Source organism: Variovorax sp. Varisp36, from assembly GCF_047304235.1.
Taxonomy (GTDB): domain Bacteria; phylum Pseudomonadota; class Gammaproteobacteria; order Burkholderiales; family Burkholderiaceae_C; genus Variovorax.
Genome location: NZ_JBGLYU010000008.1, coordinates 21,385 through 41,484, shown reverse-complemented (window position 1 = coordinate 41,484; position 20,100 = coordinate 21,385). Strand labels below are relative to the sequence as shown.

At 67.8% G+C, this 20,100-nt stretch carries 14 protein-coding genes; 9 read left to right on the top strand and 5 right to left on the bottom strand.

The window, feature by feature from the left end:
- Positions 1-37 precede the first annotated feature (37 nt).
- A complete protein-coding gene (locus ACCD11_RS07240) occupies positions 38-580 on the top strand; it encodes a DUF805 domain-containing protein (protein WP_413313238.1) in 543 nt (180 codons plus the stop codon).
- On the opposite strand, the gene rocF is transcribed toward ACCD11_RS07240, so the two are convergent.
- Both rocF and ACCD11_RS07230 read right to left on the bottom strand, forming a co-directional pair.
- Positions 577-1,497 (bottom strand): arginase, encoded by a 921-nt coding sequence (gene rocF / locus ACCD11_RS07235; protein WP_413313236.1) that lies wholly within the window; start codon positions 1,495-1,497, stop codon positions 577-579. The genes ACCD11_RS07240 and rocF overlap by 4 nt on opposite strands.
- Before the next feature lies 1 nt (position 1,498).
- Positions 1,499-3,556, bottom strand: coding sequence for a prolyl oligopeptidase family serine peptidase (locus ACCD11_RS07230; protein ID WP_413313235.1), 2,058 nt, complete (start codon positions 3,554-3,556; stop codon positions 1,499-1,501).
- A gap of 362 nt (positions 3,557-3,918) precedes the next feature.
- On the opposite strand from ACCD11_RS07230, the gene ACCD11_RS07225 reads away from it, so the two are divergent.
- The 5 genes from ACCD11_RS07225 (at position 3,919) to ACCD11_RS07205 (ending at position 8,298) form a co-directional block, all read left to right on the top strand.
- Entirely contained in the window at positions 3,919-5,571 is a 1,653-nt protein-coding gene (locus ACCD11_RS07225) for a WS/DGAT/MGAT family O-acyltransferase (RefSeq protein ID WP_413313233.1), read from the top strand.
- 163 nt (positions 5,572-5,734) lie between these two features.
- A complete protein-coding gene (locus ACCD11_RS07220) occupies positions 5,735-6,289 on the top strand; it encodes a hypothetical protein (RefSeq protein WP_007835996.1) in 555 nt (184 codons plus the stop codon).
- 53 nt (positions 6,290-6,342) lie between these two features.
- Complete coding sequence (locus tag ACCD11_RS07215) at positions 6,343-6,771, top strand: phasin family protein (protein WP_413313231.1); 429 nt, start codon at positions 6,343-6,345, stop codon at positions 6,769-6,771.
- 22 nt (positions 6,772-6,793) lie between these two features.
- Positions 6,794-7,429, top strand: a complete 636-nt coding sequence (locus ACCD11_RS07210; protein ID WP_007835992.1) for a TetR/AcrR family transcriptional regulator — start codon at positions 6,794-6,796, stop codon at positions 7,427-7,429.
- A gap of 89 nt (positions 7,430-7,518) precedes the next feature.
- Positions 7,519-8,298: an esterase/lipase family protein gene (locus ACCD11_RS07205; RefSeq protein ID WP_007835991.1), complete on the top strand. Its 780-nt coding sequence runs from the start codon at positions 7,519-7,521 to the stop codon at positions 8,296-8,298.
- Between the two features lie 15 nt (positions 8,299-8,313).
- On the opposite strand, the gene ACCD11_RS07200 is transcribed toward ACCD11_RS07205, so the two are convergent.
- The 3 genes from ACCD11_RS07200 to ACCD11_RS07190 form a co-directional block, all read right to left on the bottom strand.
- Positions 8,314-11,532 carry a bifunctional cytochrome P450/NADPH--P450 reductase gene (locus ACCD11_RS07200; protein ID WP_413313229.1) on the bottom strand — a complete coding sequence of 1,073 codons (3,219 nt, stop codon included), beginning with the start codon at positions 11,530-11,532 and terminating at the stop codon, positions 8,314-8,316.
- A gap of 154 nt (positions 11,533-11,686) precedes the next feature.
- Complete coding sequence (locus ACCD11_RS07195) at positions 11,687-12,940, bottom strand: branched-chain amino acid ABC transporter substrate-binding protein (RefSeq protein ID WP_413313227.1); 1,254 nt, start codon at positions 12,938-12,940, stop codon at positions 11,687-11,689.
- A gap of 26 nt (positions 12,941-12,966) precedes the next feature.
- A complete protein-coding gene (locus ACCD11_RS07190) occupies positions 12,967-13,656 on the bottom strand; it encodes a TetR/AcrR family transcriptional regulator (protein ID WP_413313226.1) in 690 nt (229 codons plus the stop codon).
- Between the two features lie 85 nt (positions 13,657-13,741).
- Here ACCD11_RS07190 and ACCD11_RS07185 point away from each other — a divergent pair, with 85 nt between their 5' ends.
- The 3 genes from ACCD11_RS07185 (at position 13,742) to ACCD11_RS07175 (ending at position 20,055) form a co-directional block, all read left to right on the top strand.
- A complete protein-coding gene (locus tag ACCD11_RS07185; protein WP_413313224.1) occupies positions 13,742-15,367 on the top strand; it encodes an AMP-binding protein in 1,626 nt (541 codons plus the stop codon).
- 10 nt (positions 15,368-15,377) lie between these two features.
- Entirely contained in the window at positions 15,378-18,671 is a 3,294-nt protein-coding gene (locus ACCD11_RS07180; RefSeq protein ID WP_413313222.1) for a carboxyl transferase domain-containing protein, read from the top strand.
- Positions 18,672-18,735: 64 nt separating this feature from the next.
- Positions 18,736-20,055: an SGNH/GDSL hydrolase family protein gene (locus tag ACCD11_RS07175; protein ID WP_413313220.1), complete on the top strand. Its 1,320-nt coding sequence runs from the start codon at positions 18,736-18,738 to the stop codon at positions 20,053-20,055.
- The last annotated feature ends 45 nt before the right edge of the window (positions 20,056-20,100 follow it).

The window sequence follows — 20,100 nt, the reverse complement described above, 5'->3', positions numbered from 1 at the left end:
TGTTCACAATGTTCGTTCAACAACAGAGGAGAAGCGCATGACAGAGATGGTGAATCCCTATGCCGCGCCGAGGGCGGAAGTGGCCGATGTGTATGGCGGCGAAGCCCGAGTGCAGCCCGTGAAGCTGTTGTCCTCCAAGGGGCGGATCGGGCGGCTGCGCTATCTGTCTTACAGCCTCGTGGGCTACTTGCTGTTCGCGATCGTGGTCGGCGTGATCGTTGCGATCTTCGCGAGCTCATTGAGTTCGACCCTCGCGTCGCTGTTGCCGCTGCTGATCGTCATTCCCTATTTCGTGTTCTTCACGCTGCTTTCGATCCAGCGCAGCCACGACATGGGATGGACCGGTTGGACCGTGCTGCTGTGCCTCATTCCGCTCGTGAGCCTGGTCTGGGTGTTCAACCCCGGTACGAAGGGCGTCAATCGCTTCGGCGCGCCGCCACCGCCGAACGGCGTCGGCGTCATCATCGGCGCCTTGCTTCTTCCCGTCATCGCGGCGATCGGCATCCTCGCGGCCATCGCGCTGCCGGCCTACCAGCAGTACGCGGTCAAGGCCAAGGCCGCGCAGGCCGCCAAGCCCTAACGCACCAGCGTCGACTTGCCGAACAGGCTCTCGATGAGTTCGACCGCCACCTCGGCCGTCTGGTTGCGCACGTCGAGCGCGGGGTTCAGCTCCACCACGTCGAGCGAGCCCAGCCGTCCGGTGTCGGCGATCATTTCCATGCACAACTGCATCTCGCGGTAGGTCGGCCCGCCTCGCACGCCGGTGCCCACGCCGGGCGCGTCGGCCGGGTCGAGGCAGTCGAGGTCGAAGCTCACGTGCAGATGCGTGTCGTCGTCCACGTCCTGCAGCGCCTCGGTCATGGTCGTGCGCATGCCGTGCTCGTCGATGTGGCGCATGTCGAACACGCTCAGGCCCAGCGTGCGGATGGCCTCCTTCTCGTCGCTGTCGACGCTGCGGATGCCGATGAAGCGGATGGCGTCGTGGTGCAGCGCCGCGCGCTCGCCGCTCCAGCCCGTGAGCACCGCGGGCCCGTGGCCCAGCAGGCACGACACCGGCATGCCGTGCAGGTTGCCGCTGGGGCTCGTGGTCTCGGTGTTGACGTCGGAGTGCGCGTCGAGCCACAGCACGCGCAGCTTCTTGCCGCGCTTGCGCGCATGCCATGCCACCGCGCTGATGGAGCCGATGGCCAGGCAGTGGTCGCCGCCCATCATCAGCGGCACATGGCTGGCGCCCAGCGCGGTGTCGACGGCCGCGTACACCGAGCGGTTCCAGGCGATCACCTCGTCGAGATGGCGCAGCCCGTTGGCCGGCGGCGCCCACGGCGTGGCGGGGCCCGCGAGGTTGCCGCGGTCGACAACGACGTAGCCCTGCCGCGCCAGCGCTTCCGGCAGGCCCGCCACGCGCAGGGCGTCGGGGCCCATGCCGGCACCGCGCACGCTGGCGCCGACGTCGGTCGGCGCGCCGATCAGTTCGAGGGTGACGTTGGCGTTGCTCATTTCAACTCCTCAGGTGGTGCCACAGGTACGCATAGCCCAGCGCGTCCATGAAGGCGGACTCCTTGTTGTCCGCGGCCGCGCTGTGGCCGCCTTCCATGTTCTCGTAGAAGCTGCTGGCGTACCCCAGTGCGGACAGCTTTGCGTGCATCTTGCGCGCATGCACCGGGCCCACGCGGTCGTCGCGCGTGGAGGTGGTGAACAGCGCGGGCGGATAGGCCTGGCCCGGCTTCGCGTTCTCGTAGGGCGAGAAGGTCTTGATCCATTCCCATTCCTCGGGCTGGTCGGGGTCGCCGTATTCCGCGATCCACGAGGCGCCCGCCGACAGGTGCGTGTAGCGCCGCATGTCGAGCAGCGCCACCTCGCTCACGATGGCGCCGTAGAGCTGTGGATACAGCGTGAGCATGTTGCCCATCAGCAGGCCGCCGTTGCTGCCGCCCATCGCGCCAAGGTGCGCGGGCGAGGTGATCCCGCGCGCGAACAGGTCTTGCGACACGGCCGCGAAGTCTTCGCAGGTGCGCAGCCGGTTTTCCTGCAGCGCGGCCTGGTGCCAGCGCGGGCCGTACTCGCCGCCACCGCGGATGTTGGCGATGACGTACACGCCGCCCTTGTCGAGCCACGCGCGGCCGATGCTGCCGCTGTAGCTCGGCTGCAATGAAATCTCGAAGCCGCCGTAGGCGTACTGCAGCGTGGGGTTGCGGCCGTTGGCCTGCAGGTCCTTCGGGGCGATCTCGAAGTAGGGCACGCGCGTGCCGTCCTTCGAGGTCGCGAAATGCTGGCTCACGCGATGGCGCGAGGCATCGAAGAAGGCGGGGCTGTCCTTCAGCACCTGGGGCTCGCCCTGTCCGATGGTGCCGATGTAGAGCGTGGTCGGCTGCAGGAAACCGCTCACCGTGAGGAAGTAGTCGTCGTTCTCGTCCTCGTCGATGCCGCCCGCGGCGATGGTCGAGAGCTCGGGCGCGCCGCCCAGGCTCTCGCGCCTCCATGGCCCCCTTCCGTCGGCGGGAGGCGTGAGCACCTCGAGGCGGTTCACCACGTCGTGCATCACGTTGACGATCAGGTGATGGCGCGTCCACGAGTGGCTGTCGAGCGCGGTGGTGTCGTCGGGCTCGAACAGCACCGTGAGCTCGCGCCGGCCGGCCATGTAGTCGTCGAACTTCGCAGCCAGCAGCGAGCCCGACCTGTAGGTGGCGCCGCCCACGGTCCAGTCGGTGCGCGGCTCGATCAGCATCCACTCGCGCGTGATCTCGGCCAGCGAGTCGTCGGGCACGTCGATCTTGGCGAGGGTGCCGTCGGCGCCGCGCAGCCAGGTCTCGCTCTCGTAGAAGTCGATCTGGCGCGAGACGAAGTCGCGCTCGAAGCCGGGCGTGTTGTCGCGGTAGGCGCTGATGGACATGTCCTCGTGCAGGCCTTCGTACACCGTGGCCGCGCTCGCGAGTGGCGTGCCGCGCCGCCACTCTTTCACGATGCGCGGATAGCTGGAGCTGGTCATCGAGCCGGGGCCGAAGTCGGTGGCCACGTAGAGCTGGTCGATGCCTTTCCATCCCACGTGGTTCTTGGCCTCGGGCAGCGAGAAGCCGCCTTCGACGAACTGCTTCGATTCGAGGTCGAACTCGCGCACCACGTCGGCATCGGCGCCACCGCGCGACAGCGAGACCAGGCAGCGCTTGTAGTCGGGCTCCAGGCAGTCGGCGCCGTGCCAGACCCAGTTCTCCTTGTCGGCCGCGGCCAGCGCGTCGAGGTCGAGCACGCTCTCCCACGCGGGCTGCGGCTTGCGGTACTCGTCCAGCGTGGTGCGGCGCCACAGGCCCTTGGGGTGCTCCTTGTCGCGCCAGAAGTTGTAGAAGAAGGGACCGATCTTGCGCACCATCGGAATGCGGTCGTCCGAGTCGAGCACCTCGAGGATGCCCTGCTGGAGCGCCTCGAACGCGGGCGACTGCGCATAGGCCTGCACGGTGATCGCGTTCTGTTCGCGGGCCCAGGCGAGCTGCTTCTCGCCGTCGATGTCTTCGAGCCAGAGCTGCTCGTCTTGCGGATGCTGCGGGGGGAGGCTGGATGTCATGGCCTCAGTGTACGGAGCCCGTGTGAAAGAGGGCCTTGTGAGCAGTTGCCGCATGCCCGCCAGGCGCCCGACACTTTTTCGCTACTTCGGGCAAACCCCTGTCGCGCCGATGCCTTCCCCCCGGTGGAAACACTGAAGAACGCGGGGCCCACGAATGCAGTGCCCGCGCTATCCTGCTTAGGGTCTGTCATCAATCAAACGCCCTCGCGCTGGCCCCGCCATGCGGCGTTGCCCTTCACTTGCGTAGCGATGCTACGCGGCGTTCAGGGCGCCTTGCACTGCACCGCGCAGCAGGGGTTCGCGAGGGCGTTTGATTGATGACAGACCCTAGCGGCGCATGCCCCACCAAGGAGAGACAACACATGAAACACCTGAGCGGTCTTGATGCCACCTTCCTGCACATGGAAACGCCGGAAATGCCGATGCACGTGGGCTCCCTGAACGTGCTCGACCTGCCCAAGGGCTACAAGGGCGACTTCTACGAAGACGCCAAGAGCTTCATGGCCAGCCGCATCCACCTGGCCGACGTGTTCACGCGCAAGCTCGCGCTGATGCCCTTCGACATGAGCAACCCGGTGTGGGTCGAGGACGACGACATCGACCTCGACTACCACGTGCGCCACATCACGCTGCCCAAGCCCGGCACCAACCGCCAGCTGCAGCAGTACGTGGCGCGGCTGCATTCCTCGCTCATCGACCGCAGCCGGCCGATGTGGGAGTTCTACATCATCGACGGCCTCAAGAGCGGGCAGGTGGCGCTCTACACCAAGGTGCACCACGCGGGCATCGACGGGCAGGCCGGCGTGGAAGTGGGCAAGGCCATCTTCGACCTCGAGGCCACCGGCCGCGTGGTGAAGCCGCCGCGTTCGCGCCCGCGCGGCAGCGGCTACCAGCTGGGCATGGCGGAGCTTGCGACCGCGGCGCTGCGCAACACCGCGCAGCAGTACGTGAAGCTCTTCAAGATGGCGCCGGCCATCGCGCGTGCCATCGGCGGGCTGGCCAAGCCCGACGAGAAGGCGGCCGAGAAGGACACGGCCGCCGCGCCGAAGAAGTTCAACCTCTTCGCGCCGCGAACCTCGCTCAACGTGTCGATCACCAACCAGCGCACCTTCGCCGGGCGCACCATCTCGCTGGCCGAGACCAAGTACATCGCCAAGCACTTCGGCGTGTCGCTCAACGACGTGGTCATGGCCACCGTGTCCGGCGCCCTGCGCCACTACCTGGCCGACAACAACGAACTGCCGGCCAAGCCGCTGGTGGCCGGCGTGCCGGTCAGCCTGCGCGAGGCCGGCGACCAGACGGCCAACAACCAGGCCAGCATGATCCTCGTGAGCCTGGCCACCGACATCACCGACCCGGTGCAGCGGCTGAAGGCGATCAACGCGTCGTCGACCTCGTCGAAGTCGACCATGAACCGCTTCAAGGCGGTGATCCTCGACGATTTCCCGACCTTCGCCGCGCCCTGGCTGATGTCGGGCATTGCCTCGATGGTGGGGCGCTCTGGCATCGTCAACCTGCTGCCGCCGGCGGCCAACGTGGCCATCTCGAACGTGGCCGGGGCGCCGTTCCCGATGTACTTCGCGGGCGCGCTGGTCACCTGCTACTACCCGGTGTCGATCGCCAGCCACGGCACGGCGCTCAACGTGACGGTGCAGAGCTACAACGGCCGCATGGACTACGGCCTGATCGCCTGCCGCCGCGCGGTACCCGACATCACCGAGATCGGCGACTACATGCTGGCCGAGCACAAGCTGCTGATGGAGCTGACGCAGAAGCACCCGGCGGCCACCGGTGCGGCGCCCGCGCCGGTGCCGGCCAAGATGGCCGAAGACCCGTCGGACGAGGCCGCGCCCACGCCCGCGCCCGTTGCCGCGAAGAAGAAGCCTGCCGCGCGCAAGAAGGCTCCCGTGAAGGCTGCCGTGAAGAAGGCGCCCATCAAGGTCGCGCCCAAGCCACCGGCCCGCAAGGCCGCTCCGGCCAAACGCTCCGGCACCCCCCGGGCCGCTGCGGCATGATCGGCGCACGGGGCCCGGCGGCCTGCTGAAAATTGGGGCAGTTGGACTAGTTTTCCGACCGTTCTAGTTTTTCAGGCCTAGGCCCCGCGGAAGAAGATAGGCCCATCGCGACAGACACACCCGTTTCCTTCGCGAGCCCATCAACTTCAAGGAAATCACTCTCATGTCCACGCAAACCACCATCGCTTCCGCAGCCGTTCATGTCGTCGGCCAGTACAACGACGCCGGCAAGACCCTGGTCGGCGCCTACCGCACCGGCGTGCATCGGCTCCTGGGCGGTGCCGCTTCGCGCTACAGCGAGTTCCTCGGCAGCCGCCAGATTCCGCTGGTGAGCGAGCAGGTCAAGGCCAACCTGATCGGCGCGCAGGAAAAGATCAATGGTTTCCTGGCCAACCGCCTGGATATCGACACCAGCCGCATCGTGTCCGTGATGGACCGCGTTGCAGCCGGCACCACCAGCGGCATCGAAGCCGTTGCTGGCCGCGTGGCCCGCGTCGAGTCGCCGGTCGCCACCTCGGTGATCAATGCCCTGGGCGCGCTGAACCAGCCGATCGCCGCCGTCTCGGTGCAGATCGCCGACAAGATCGCCGCCGGCACGAAGCAGATCGAAGCCCGCGTGAGCGGCGCCGAAGAAGCCAGGCCCGTTCGCACGGTGAAGGCCAAGGCCGCCGCCGCCAAGAAGCCGGTTCGCCGCGCTGCTGCCCGCAAGGCGGCCTGACCCCGGGGCGCGTGAAAGCGCCCTTTTCTTTTTTCCGGCATCTGGAGCACTGCATGGCGACCCGTCCTGACGAAACTGCAAAGCTGAAGAAGAGGGCGGCGCCTGCGAAGAAGATGCCGGCTGCCAGGAAGGCGACCGCGGCAACCAAGAAGTCCGCGGAGCCCGGCAAGGCTGAAGTCTTGCTGCGCGCCGGCCTGAAGGCACTGGACAACGTGCGCAACGACGTCGCCAAGCGCCAGGCCAACGTGATCGAGGGCCTGCTCGGCATCGGGCAGGGCAAGGTCCCCGGGCTCGACAGCTTCGGCATCCGCAAGTTCGAGGACGTTTTCGACCAGCGCGTCGCCACCGCCATGCAGCGCCTGGGCATGCCCGGCGCAGAAGAAGTGCAGGCCCTGCGCGACGAGGTCGCGCAACTGCGCGCACGCGTGGCGCAACTCGAAGGCACCGGCGCCGCCGCCCCCCGTGGCCGCGCCAAACGCTGAGCGGCAACCCGACAAGCCGGTTGTGGCCAGTTCCAACACCACACGCGACCGCATCCTGCAGGCCAGCCTCGCGCTGTTCAACGCGCAAGGCCTCGCGGCCGTGTCGACCCACAAGATCGCGGCCGAGCTCGGCATCAGCCCGGGCAACCTGCACTACCACTTCAAGGCCAAGCAGCTGATCGTCGAATGGCTGTTCCGGCGCTTCGAGCAGCGGCTCGAGGCCCTGAACGGTTCGTCGGCATCGATCGCCGCCATCGACGACCTCTGGCTTGCGCTGCACCTGCGCTTCGAGGCCATCGACGAATACCGCTTCATCTACCGCGACATGGCCTTCCTGGCCAGCGAATACCCGGCGCTGGGCCAGCGCGCGCAGGCCCTCACCGCGCAGAACCTGCTGGCTGCGCAAACGCTGTGCGAAGGCCTGGTGGCCTCCGGCGTGATCGAGACCAGTGCCGAGCAGGCCCGCATCCTGGCGCTGCAGATGGTCTTCACCACCACCTGCTGGCTGTCCTTCGAGCGGCTCGTGCCGGGGCGCGACGCGCTGGCGCAGGCCGACCCCGGTTTGGCGGCTTTCTACACGCTCACGCTGGTTTCTCCGTATGTTTCCAGCGAATCGAGGGCTTACCTTGATTACCTGAGGCGCAAATACCTCGGTTAAATGTCGCTGTCGTCCGACGGGGCATTGGTTCCGTCGGCCTCATGTTCGTCTTGAAGCAGATAAAAACCACAAAGGAGCCATCCTTCATCATGACCACTGCCACCTACGCCAAGGAACCTGTCGCGCCGCCGTCGCGCCTGCTGCTGCTGGCCGAAGCCCGCGCGCTCTGGGAAACCGGCGCCGGCATCGCCATGTGGCCGCTGCTGCAGCTCACGCCGCGCGGCGATGGACACCCGGTGCTCGTACTGCCGGGCCTGGTGGCGGGTGACGGCTCCACGCTGCTGCTGCGCCGCTACCTGTGCAGCCGCGGCTATGACGCGCACGGCTGGGGCCAGGGCCGCAATTTCGGTCCGCGCGAAGGCGTGGAAGACGCCATGGTCGAGCTGCTGAAGACCCTGCACGACAAGAGCGGCCAGAAGGTCAGCGTGATCGGCTGGAGTTTGGGCGGCGTGTATGCGCGGCTGCTGGCGTCTTCCTATGCGCCCATGATCCGCAACGTCATCACGCTGGGCAGCCCGTTCTCAGGCAGCCCGCGCGCCACCAACGCATGGCGCGTGTACGAAGGCGTGAGCGGCCAGAGTTCGCATGACCCGCGCCGCATGAAGTTCGTGCAGCCCACGCCGCCGGTGCCGACCACCTCGATCTTCAGCCGCACCGACGGTGTCGTTGCCTGGCGCTGCAGCATCGAGAAGACCGGGCCGCAGTCCGAGAACATCGAAGTCGTCGCCAGCCACCTGGGACTGGGCGCGCACCCCGCGGTGCTCTATGCGGTGGCCGACCGGCTGGCGCAGCCCGAGGGCGAGTGGAAGCCCTTCAACCGAGGGCTGCTGGGGCCGCTGGTCTATCCGGATCCCGATCGCGATATCTGAGCCCCAGCGGGCTCCTCAGCTTCCGGCCCACACGTCCAGCACGTAGCGCTGGTCGGCGATCATCTTGTCCATCCACGCCTTGCTGTCGTGCCCGTGCTCGCGCGCGAGGTCGCTCAGCGTGCGCCGCACGTCGGGTTCCATGCGCGAGCCGTCGCCGCACACGTAGACCACCGCGCCCGCTTCCAGCAGCTTCCACACATCGGCGGCCTGCTCGCGGATCAGGTCCTGAACGTAGACCTTGCGCTCGCCCGCGCGCGAGAACGCGGTGTGCAGCTTCATCACGCCGCGGTGCGCCCAGGCCTGGAGTTCGTCGGCATAGATGAAGTCCTGCTCGGGATGGCGGCAGCCGAAGAAAAGCAGCGCCTCGCCGAGCGGGTTACCTCCTTCGATCTGCGCCGCGCGCTCCTGCAGGAAGCCGCGGAACGGCGCGAGGCCGGTGCCTGGTCCGACCATGATGAGCGGCCGGGCCGCATCGTCGGGCAGCCGGAAGCCCTCGGCCGTGGTCTCTCGCACCACGCCGTGCACCGTGTCGCCGGCTTCGGCGCGCGCCAGGAAGTTGGAGCACACGCCCTCGAAGGTGCCGCTGCCCGACCTGGCGGGGCCGCTCACCACGCCCACCGTCACGCTGCACTTGCCCGGCGTCATCGTCGGGGAAGAAGAGATCGAGTAGTAGCGCGGCGACAGCGGCGACAGCATTTCGAGGAACACCGCGAACGGTACCTGGCAGGCGCGGTGCTCTTCCAGCAGGTCGAGCAGCGACTTGCGCTTGTGCAGCACCTCTGTCTTGTACGCCGTCTGCGAAGACTCGTCGCTGCCCGACAGGGCCACGAGCTTGGGTTTGGTGAACGGGCACTCGGTGTACGCCGCGAGCGTGGCGATCTGCTTGCGCGTGGCCACGTCCTGCAGCTCGACGTAGTCGCCCAGCAGGCGGTCGACCGCGATCACCTGCTCCAGCGGCAGCGCCGCCTTGCGGCCCGAGCCGGCATGCAGGCGCACATGCGCGTCGCGGTCGAAGCCGAAGCGCGCCATCGCACGTTCGACCTGGGCCGGACTGTTGCGCGGCACCACGCTCAGGTGGTCGCCGGCGCGGTAGACCAGACCCTCGGGCAGCATCAGCTCGACGTGGCGCGTGGAGCGGCCTGCTTCGCCGTTGCCGCCGTTCTGCAGCTCTCGGTTCTCGATCACCCGCAGCGCCACCGCGCCCAGCGCGTCGACGATCGCGTTCTTCTGCGGCGGCGGCAGCTCCTCGAGCGTGTAGAGCGGCTCGCTCTGCGCGGGTGAGTCGGCGCCGGTCTTGATGTCGAAGGCCTTCACCAGCTCGGGCCACAGCGCATCGCTCCAGTCCTGGAAGGCGCCGTCCATGTCCTCGCGCGCATCGCCTTCGCCGCGCGGATGCACGCGCGTGGCGCCGAGCGCCTCGAGCCGTTCGTCGATGCGGCGCGGCACCGCCTGGTAGGTGGCGGCCCAGTCGGTGTTGCCGCAGCCGAACACGCTGAAGCGCACGCCGTTGAGCGAATCGTCGGCCTTGTCGAGCCAGCGGTGGAACTCGGCCGCGTTGTCGGGCGCCACGCCGTTGTACGAGGCGCAGACGATGGCGACCGCGCCGTTGGCCGGCAGCCGCTCGGCATAGTCGTCGAGCGAGGCCAGCTGGGTGGAGAAGCCGCGCGTCTCGCCGGCCTCGGCCAGCTGCCGCGCGAGGTCTTCGGCCGTGCCGAGGTTGGAGCCCTGCAGCACCAGCAGCGAGGTGCCGTGGCGCGCCGCCTGCTGCTTGCGCTGTGCTGGCTGCGTGGGCTGCACGGGCGCGGCGGCCGCGTCGCTCATGTTGCCGCGCGGGCGCGTGGCCGGGTCGCGCAGCAGTGCCTTGATCTTGAAATTCTCGGGCTTGATCGTCAGCGCTTCCTTGATCTTCAGCTTGTAGCCCGTGTGGTCCACGAGGTTGAAGCGCTGAAGGATCATGCCCAGCGTGAGCACCGCTTCCTGCAGCGCGAACTGCCGCCCGATGCAGGCGCGCTGCCCGTTGCCGAAGGGCTTGAACGCGTTCACCGGCCGCTCGCGCTCGGCTTCGCGGCTGAAGTGGTCGGGGTTGAACTGGTCGGCATCCTCGCCCCAGATGCCCTTGTCACGGTGCAGCGCCAGCGCATGCATGATGACCATGTTGTTCTTCTTGATCGTGTACAGCCCGCCGATCTTCGTGTCTTCCTTGGCGCGCATCGAGATCGCGGGCGCGGTCGGATACAGGCGCAGAGATTCCTTCAGCACCTGCATCACGTACTGCAGCCGGTTGACCTGCGCGTAGGTCGGCTTCTGCGAGGTGTCCGGGCCGAACACGTTGTCCACCTCGGCTTGCGCCTTGGCCATCGCCTCGGGGTTGTTCAGCAGGAAGTAGATGGCGAACGAGAGCAGGCCGCTGGTGGTCTCGTGCCCCGCGATGAGGAATTCGATGCACTCGTCGCGGATCATCTTGTCGGTGAGCTGCTCGCCGCTCTTCTTGTCCACGCCAGCGATCATGTAGCTCAGCAGGTCGGGCTTGGTGGCGATGTCGGCCCCGCTCGCGCGCCGCTCCTCGATGATGTCTTCCACCATCTTGTGCATGAAGCGGATGTCCTTGCGCTGTTGCGCGAGCTCCTTCTTCAGCATCAGCTCTTCCAGCGGCAGGCCGCGGCGGTTCTGCACCGTCTCCAGCGTGCGCACCATCGCGTCGACGAAAGGATGGAAGCCCTCGCGGTAGAACGAGTTGAAGCGATAGCCGAAGCCGCACAGGCCGATGGTGTCGAGCGTGAGCGCGGTCATGTCGCGCACCACGTCCACCTCTTCATCGAAGTTCAGCCGCTCCCACTTGGTGACCAGCTGCCCCGCGATGTCCAGCATCATCGGGTGGTAGGCCTGCATCGCGCGCTGGCTGAAGTTGGCCAGCAGGATGTTGTGCGGCTTCGACCAGGTCTCCTCGTGCGTGTCCGAAGTGAACAGTCCGTGCGAGGCGGCGCGCAGCCGGCGCAGCGCGCCGCGCGTGCTCTTGTCGAAGCGCGCTTCCTCGCAGAGTTCGTCCACCAGCGCGGGCGACGAGACCACGATCACCGGCATGCCCGGCATGTCCAGCCAGTAGATGCCGCCGAGGTCCTGCGCGATCTTCCACATGTCGAGCACGGGGGAGTCGGAGCCGATCGACAGCAGGTTCCCGACGAAGGGCTTCTTCGCCGGATGCGGGATCGGGTGGAGCGAGTTTTTGCCTGCCATGGTCTTGTTGTGCCTTCGGAGTGGACCCGCTTCGGATACCGGGGTATGGAAGCCGGAGTATCCCGACGGCACGGGAGGTGGGCAGGACGGGGTTTCCCTTAGGACATTCGCGGAGGGGAGCACCCGGTGGCCTTCGCGCGCGCCCCGAGGCAAGTCATGGCCGAACCATCTTGCACTCCGTACCTTGCGCCAGCTCGTTCCCGGTATACACCGCGTCGGTGCGAAAACCGTAGTTAGTGCCTTCCCAGCCCGTCTTCACCGTCTTGCCGTCCACCGGCACGATGGTGTTGACCACCTGCGGCAGCAGCAGCTGGTGATCTTCGGCACGCATGCGCACCGAGCCCACCACAGAGTCGAAGCTCAGGTCCTCGAGCGCGCGAGCCACCTTGACGGTGTCGGTCGAACCGGCCTTGTCGATGGCGGCAGCCAGCAGGCGCGGCGTCATGTCGATGCGCGGCGCGAGGAAGTCCTTGCCGGTCTTGGCCTTGTAGGCCTTGGCCAGCGCGTCCACCTTGGGCGTGTCGGCCTCGCCCGGATGCCATTCGGCCACCCAGGTCAACTGGCCCAGCTTCGCCTGCGACACGGCCGTCACCGTGCCCGGCACCGAGCCCGCGCTGTGGTTGAAGTAGCGCAGGTTGTAGCCCGCGTCGCCGGCGGCCTTCAGCAGCAGCGTCATGTCCTGGCCCCAGTTGCCGGTGATGACCGAATCAGCGCCGCTTTGCTTCACGTTGGCGATGTAGGGCGCGAAGTCCTTCACGCGGCCGATGGGGTGCAGCGCCTCGCCCACGAACTGGACGTCGGGCCGCGCCAGGCCCACCAGCTGCCTGCCATAGCTCGCCCACTGCTTGCCGTGCGCGTAGTCCTGGTTGAGCAGGTAGACCTTCTTCACGTCGGGCGTCTTCTTGATGTAGTTGGCCAGCGCCTTCATCTTCATCGCCGTGTTGGCCTCGGTCTGGAAGTGCCAGAAGCTGCAGCTCTTGCCCGTCATCTCGGGGTCGATGGAGGAGTGGTTCAACACGATCAGCTCCTTGCCCGGGTTGCGCTGATTCCAGCGCGCCACCGACTGCACCAGCGCCGTGACCACCGACGAGCCCGAGCCGCCCGTGACGATCGCCTTCGCGCCCTGGTCGATGGCCGCCTGCAGCGCGCTCTGGCTTTCCTGCGCCGAGAGCTTGCTGTCGAACTGCAGCAGCTGCAGCTTCGTGCCGCCGAGCACGCCGCCCCTGGCGTTGATGTCCTCGATGGCGTACTGCGTGTGCATCAGCATCAGCTCGCCGACGTTGGCAAAAGGACCCGAGAGCGGATCGATGTAGGCGACCTTGTAGGTCTGCTGCGCGTGAGCGGCGCCGGCGGTGGCCAGCAGGCAGGCAAGGGCGATCCGCGCCAATGGCGCACGGTTGAACTTCATGGTTTGTCTCCGGGGATGGTTGTCGGTCAGTTCTTCGCTTGCAGCCCGATCACGCGGCCGGCCAGCTTCGTGAGTTCGGCCACCACCTCGTCGGGCGAGAGGCGCCCGTTCGGGCGGTACCAGCTGTAGAGAAAACCCGGCAGGCTGCAGGCCGCGAGCGCGGTGAGCTTGGTCTCGGCGAAGTCGAGGTCGCCGTCGCGCCGCGCTTCTTCGAGCAGCGGGCACAGCAGGTCGTAGAAGTGGCGGGCGAGCTTCTTCTGCGCCGCGATGTACTCGGGCCGGTACACCTGCGGCTCGCGATAAGGAAAGAAGGCGACGGGGTGATGCGCAATGGTCGCGCGAATCAGCCGCTCGATGCCGTCGATCACCTTCTCGCTGGCGCGGCGCGGGTCGGTGGCTGCGAAGTCGAGCGCGGTGAAGCAATCGACAGCCGGGCGCCAGGAGAGCGTCTCGAAAATCTCCTGCTTGTCGCGGAAGTAGTAGTACACGAAGGGCTTGGTCACGCCCAGCGCGCGCACGATCTGCGCCATGGTGGTGTTGGCATAGCCCTGCGCCGCGAACAGCTGCGCAGCCGCCTGCAGGATGCGCTCGCGCTGCAGGTCGGTGCCCTGCGTGGCTGCGCGCTGTCGGCCCGTGCCTTGCGGCAGGTGCGGCTGTGCAGCGGTGCCGCTCTGGCCTCCAGAGGGTTTGTGCCGTGTCGCGGAAGTTATACCCATGGGTAGGATTGTTCGTGCACCATGCGCCATTGGCAAGCGCCAGCCCGGTGCGTGCGGCTATCGATAACCCTGAGGAAGTGACGCCATGGAGACATTGCCCGACCGCCCGCAGCAGCCCCTGCACGAGTACCTGCGCACCCACGCACGCGAGCGCGGCGGCAGCACTGCCTGTCTCTGGTACGGCCAGGCGATGAGCTGGTCCGAGCTCGATCGCGCGAGCGACGCCTTCGCCGCGCGGCTGCAGGCGCTCGGCGTGAAGAAGGGAGAGCCGGTGGTGCTCTTCCTCAACAACTGCCCGCAATACCTTGTGGCGCACTTCGGCATTCAGAAAATCGGCGCCATCGTCTGCCCGAGCGGGCCGCTCAACAAGGAGCACGAGCTGGCCTACCAGGTCAACGACCTGAAGGCGCGCGTGATCGTCGCGGCCGCGCCGCTGTTGCCGGTAGTGCGCAAGGTGCAGCCGCAGAGCGCGCTCGAACATGTGTTCGTGGTGCACTACGCCGATCTGCTGCCTGCCCATCCCGCGCTCGACCTTCCGCTCGAACTCGCCGCGGAGCGCAAGTCCGAACGCACCGTACCCGAAGGCTGCGAAGACTTCCTCGCCGTGATGAAGGCTGGCGCGAAGCCGCAGGCCGTCGCCATCGACATGGACGACGTTGCGCTCATGACCTACACCTCGGGCACCACCGGCCTGCCGAAGGGCGCGATGCTGAGCTATGGCAACGCGCTCTTCAAGACGCGCGCCGCGGCCGACTGCAATGGCGTGGGGCCCGATGACGTGCTGCTGTCCATTGCGCCGCTGTATCACATCGCGGGCATGCTGATGGGCGTCAACGTGCCGGTGCTCAGCGGCGCAACCTCGGTGCTGATGCACCGCTTCGACCCGCGCGCCGCGCTGCAGGCCATCGCCGCGTACAAGGTGAGCTGGTGGTACAGCATCGCGCCGATGAACGTGGCCTGCATGCAGGTGCCCGACATCGCGAGCTTCGACCTGGGCAGCCTGAAGATGAACCCGGTGACGAGCTTCGGCATCACCTTCACCGAAACGCTGGCGCGCCAGTGGCGCTCGCACGCGCCCAGCTGCACCTCGTTCGAGGCGGCCTACGGCTTGAGCGAAACGCACACCTGCGACACCTACACGCCGCACCATGCGCCGCGCTGGGGCACGCAGGGCGTGCCGGTGCCGGGCGTGACGATCCGCATCGTCAATCCCGACAAGGATGGCGACACGCAGGCCGACATGCCTACGGGCGACGTCGGCGAGATCGTGCTGACCAGCCCCGGCGTCTTCAAGGGCTATTGGAACAAGCCCGAGGCCACCGCTGCCACGCTGCGCAATGGCTGGGTGCACACGGGCGACATGGGCAAGCTCGACGCCGATGGCTACCTCACCTTCATCGGCCGCTTCAAGGAAATGATCAAAGTCTCGGGCTACAGCGTGTTCCCCGAAGAGGTAGAGACCATCCTCATCAAGCACCCGGCGGTCGCGCAGGCGGCCGTCATCGCGCAGCCCGATGCCGAGAAGGGCGAGGTCGTGAAGGCCTTCATCGTGCGCAAGCCCGGCGCCGCGCTCGAGGCCGATGCGCTGATTGCCTGGGCGCGAGACAACATGGCGAGCTACAAGGCGCCGCGCGCCGTGAGCTTCATCGATGCATTGCCGACCACCGGCGCGGGCAAGGTGCTGCGCCGCCTGCTCAAAGACCAAAGCTGAGAGGTTCTGTTTGTTCTCCAAAGTTCTGATTGCCAACCGCGGCGAGATCGCCGTGCGGCTGATGCGCGCCCTGCGCGACCTGGGCATCGCCAGCGTGGCGGTGCATGCGCGCGACGACGTCTCGGCGCTGCACGCGCAGCTGGCCGACACGGCCGTCGCACTCGATGCGACCGGGCCTTCCGCGTACCTCGACGTGGCCGCGCTGATTGCCGTTGCAAAGGCGCAAGGATGCGATGCGGTGCATCCCGGCTACGGCTTTCTCAGCGAGCGCGCCGATTTCGCGCAGGCCTGTGCCGAGGCAGGCCTCGTCTTCATCGGACCGACGCCCGAGCAGCTGGGCCTGTTCGGCGACAAGGCACGCGCGCGCGCCCTGGCCACGCAATGCGATGTGCCGGTGATGCCCGGCAGCGCCGGCGCGGTGACGCTTGCGCAGGCGCAGGCCTTCTTCGCCGAGCAGCACGCGCAGGGCGCGGGCGTAATGGTCAAGGCCATTGGCGGCGGCGGCGGGCGCGGCATGCGCGCGGTGATCGATGTGCACGAACTGCCCGAGGCACATGCCCGCTGCATGTCCGAAGCCAGGGCGGCCTTCGGCATCGAGGGCGTGTACGTCGAACGGCTGATGCGCAATGCGCGGCACATCGAGGTGCAGGTGCTGGGCGACGGGCAGTCCGTCGCCAGCCTCGGCGAGCGCGAATGCACGCTGCAACGGCGCTTCCAGAAGCTGGTGGAAATTGCACCGAGTCCCTCGCTGCCCGAGGCCCTGCGCGCGCGGGTCACGCAGGCTGCGCTGCGCATGGCGAAGGCGGTGGGTTATCGCGGGCTGGGCACGTTCGAATTCTTGGTCGATGCCGGATCGACGACGCTGCCCTTCGTCTTCATCGAGGCGAACCCGCGGCTGCAGGTCGAGCACACGGTGACGGAAGCGGTGACCGGTCTCGATCTGGTGCAACTGCAGATCGCTGTCGCAGCGGGCCAGCCCTTGGATGAACTGGGCGTGGACGCCGATCGCACCGCGCCGCAGCGCGGCTTCGCGGTGCAGTGGCGCATCAACGCCGAGACGCTCGATGCGCAAGGCAACGCGCGGCCTTCGGGCGGCACGCTCGCGCGCTTCGACCTGCCGGCCGGGCCGGGCGTGCGCGTCGACACGCACGGCTATGCGGGCCTTGCGCCTTCGCCGCACTACGACACGCTGCTCGCCAAGCTCATCGTGCATTCGCCATCGCCGCGTTTCGCGGATGCATTGCGCCGTTCGCTGCGCGCGCTGGACGAATGCCACATCGACGGCATCGCCACGAACCTGCCGCTGCTGCGCGCCATCGCAGCGCGGCCCGAGTTCGCGACGCAGGCGGTGCACACGCGCTTCGTGGAGGCGCATCTGGGCGATCTGCTGGCCGCCGCGGCCTCGTTTGAAAAGCATGCGAAGAAGACGGCGGCCGCGCCGGCTACACAACCCGCCGTCGAAGACGACGGTTCGGACGAACTGACCGTCAAGGCGCCGATGCCGGCCCGCCTCCTGCAGTTCGAAGTGGACATCGGCGACGTGCTGCCCGCCGGCGCGCAACTCGGCGTGCTCGAGGCCATGAAGATGGAGCACCTGCTGCACGCGCCCGTGGCCGGCCGCGTGGTCGCGCTGCTGGCCGCGCCCGGCGACTACCTCGTCGAAGGCCAGTCGCTGGTGCAGCTCGAAGCCGTCGATGCGCAAGCCGTCGAGGCCGAGGCGCGCGCCGAGCACGACCTCGATGCGATCCGCCCCGACCTGCAAAAGGTCATCGACCGCCACGCGCCCACGCTCGACATCAATCGCAAGGCCGCCGTCGACAAGCGCCACGCGCAGGGCGGCCGCACCGCGCGCGAGAACATCGCCGACCTGTGCGACACCGCTGCCGACCCCCAAAACTTCATCGAGTACGGCGCGCTCGCCATCGCCGCACAGACGCGCCGCCGCACGCTCGAGGACCTGATCGCCAACACGCCCGCCGACGGCATGGTCACGGGCCTGGGCAGCATCAATGCGAAGCAGTTCGGCCCCGAGGTGTCGCGCTGCGCCGTGCTGGCCTACGACTACACCGTGCTGGCCGGCACGCAGGGCATGCGCAACCACCACAAGACCGACCGGCTGCTGGCGGTCGCGCATCAGCTGAAGCTGCCGGTGGTGCTGTTCGCCGAGGGTGGCGGCGGTCGTCCCGGCGATACGGACATGCCGATCGTCGCGGGGCTCAACAACCATACCTTCAGCCAGTTCGCGGCGCTCTCGGGCAAGGTGCCCGTGGTCGGCATCGTGCACGGCCGCTGCTTCGCGGGCAACGCGGCGCTGCTGGGCTGCGCCGACGTGATCATCGCCACCAGGAGCAGCAACATCGGCATGAGCGGCCCCGCGATGATCGAAGGCGGCGGCCTCGGGACCTTTGCGCCCGAACAGATCGGCCCGAGCAGCGTGCAGTCGCGCAATGGCGTGATCGACATCCTCGTGGAAGACGAAGCCGCCGCAGTGGCCGCGGCGAAGCAGTACCTGTCGTACTTCCAGGGTGCGACCACCGGTTGGCAATGCGCAGACCCGCGCACGCTGCGCCACGTCGTGCCCGAGAACCGGCTGCGCGTGTACGACGTGCGAGCGGCGATGCGCGGCGTGGCCGACACCGGCTCGCTGCTCGAACTGCGCGCGGGTTTCGGCGCGGGCATCGTCACGGCGCTCGCGCGCATCGAGGGCCGGCCCGTGGGCCTGATGGCCAACAACCCGCACCACCTTGGCGGCGCGATCGACGTGGAAGCGGCCGACAAGTCCGCGCGCTTCATGCAGCTGTGCAATGCGCACGGCCTTCCAATTGTTTCGTTGTGCGACACGCCCGGCTTCATGGTCGGGCCCGAAATCGAGGCGCAGGCGCAGGTGCGCCACGTGTGCCGCATGTTCATGGTGGCCTCGCACCTGCGCGTGCCGTTCTTCGCCGTGGTGCTGCGCAAGGGCTATGGCTTGGGCGCGCAGGCGATGACGGCGGGCGGTTTCGACGCACCCGTTTTCACCGTGGCCTGGCCCACTGGCGAATTCGGTGCGATGGGGCTCGAAGGTGCTGTGCGTCTGGGCTTTCGCAAGGAACTGGCGGCCGTCCCGGAGGGCGGCGAGCGCGATGCGCTGTTCAGGAAGCTCGTGGCGCAGCAGTACGCGAACGGCGAGGCGATCCACATGGCGCAGACGCTGGAGATCGATGCAGTGATCGATCCGGCCGAAACACGCACCTGGCTGGTGCGTGGACTGTCCTCCGCGACGAAGGCGCCCGGCGCGGCCGCTACCTATGTAGACACTTGGTAACCCGGCTTTAGACCTCGTCACGCGCGGGAGATCATGGCTCCGTAAACTGAGCCGCTTTGCGCGAATGAAACTGGTTTCTCGTTGGGCAGCCCACCTCCGCGACGTGGCCACGGCGCACTGGGTGGCGGCCCTCTGCCTCGCGGTGCTGGCCGTCGGCGTGCAGGCCGTCACTCCCGGCAACCATCCCCGCCAGCCCGCCGAGGCGCACTGGGTGGCGAGCTGGGCCGTGGCGCCGGTCGAGTTCGGCGAGCTGGCCGCAAGCCCCGGCGGCGCGGGCTATTCATCGCCCGCCGGCAATGACCTGCGCGGGCAGACGCTGCGCCAGCAGGTCGAACTGTCGCTGGACGGCCAGCGCATCCGCATCCGCTTCTCGAACCGCTTCGGCAAAACGCCGCTGCGCATTGCCGCCGCGAGTGCGGCACGCGGCACCGGCGCCGATGCGTTCTCGCCGGCCACGCTGCGCGTGCTGCGGTTCGGCGGGCGCACCAGCCTCACGATCGCCCCCGGCGCGGACGCCTGGAGCGATGGCGTCGACCTGCCGGTTCAGGCGGGGCAAACCGTGGTCGTGAGTGCCTTCTTCGACCGCGCCGCGCCGTTTTCCACGGTTTCCATGCTCGAGCCGGGAACGACTTGGGTGACTGCCGGCAATGCCGTGATGGCGCCGAAGCTGAAGAGCCCCACGCCGCTGGTGCTGAACCAGATCGTGACCGGGCTCGACGTGCTCACCACGAAGTCCGTGCGCACCGTCGTGGCTTTCGGCGACTCCATCACCTCGGGCACCGCGGAGGCCAAGTTCGGGGCCTATCCCGACATGCTGGCCACGCGCCTGCGCGATACGCAGGGCGCCGGAAACGACATAGCGGTGCTCAATGCCGGCATCGGCGGCAACCGCCTGCTGGCCGACGGCATGGGGCCCAGCGGCCTCTCGCGTTTCGAGCGCGACGCCCTGCGGCAGAGCAGCGTGACGCACGCGATCGTCCTGCTCGGCACCAACGACATCGGCCGCACCCTGTTCGCCAACGTGCCCGGCGCCGAGATCAAGGCCCGCGACATGCCGACCGCCGAGCGCATCACCGACGGACTGGAGCAACTGGTCAAGCAGGCTCGCGCCAAGGGTGTGAAGGTGCTGCTCGGCACGGTGCCGCCATTCAGGAACACGCCTTACTGGAACGAGGCCAACGATGCCATGCGCGAAGCCGTCAACCGCTGGATTCGCGGCCGGCAGGACATCGACGGCGTGGTCGATTTCGATGCGGCGCTGCGTGATCCCGCAGACCCGCAGGCATTGAACCCGCTGTTCGACTCGGGTGACCATCTGCACCCCAACAAGGCCGGCCATGCCGCGATGGCCGCGGCCATCGACCTGCACGAATTGCAGGAGTGAGTGCTCGCAAGGGCTGTGGGAGCAGCGAAAGGCGGGTCACAGCTC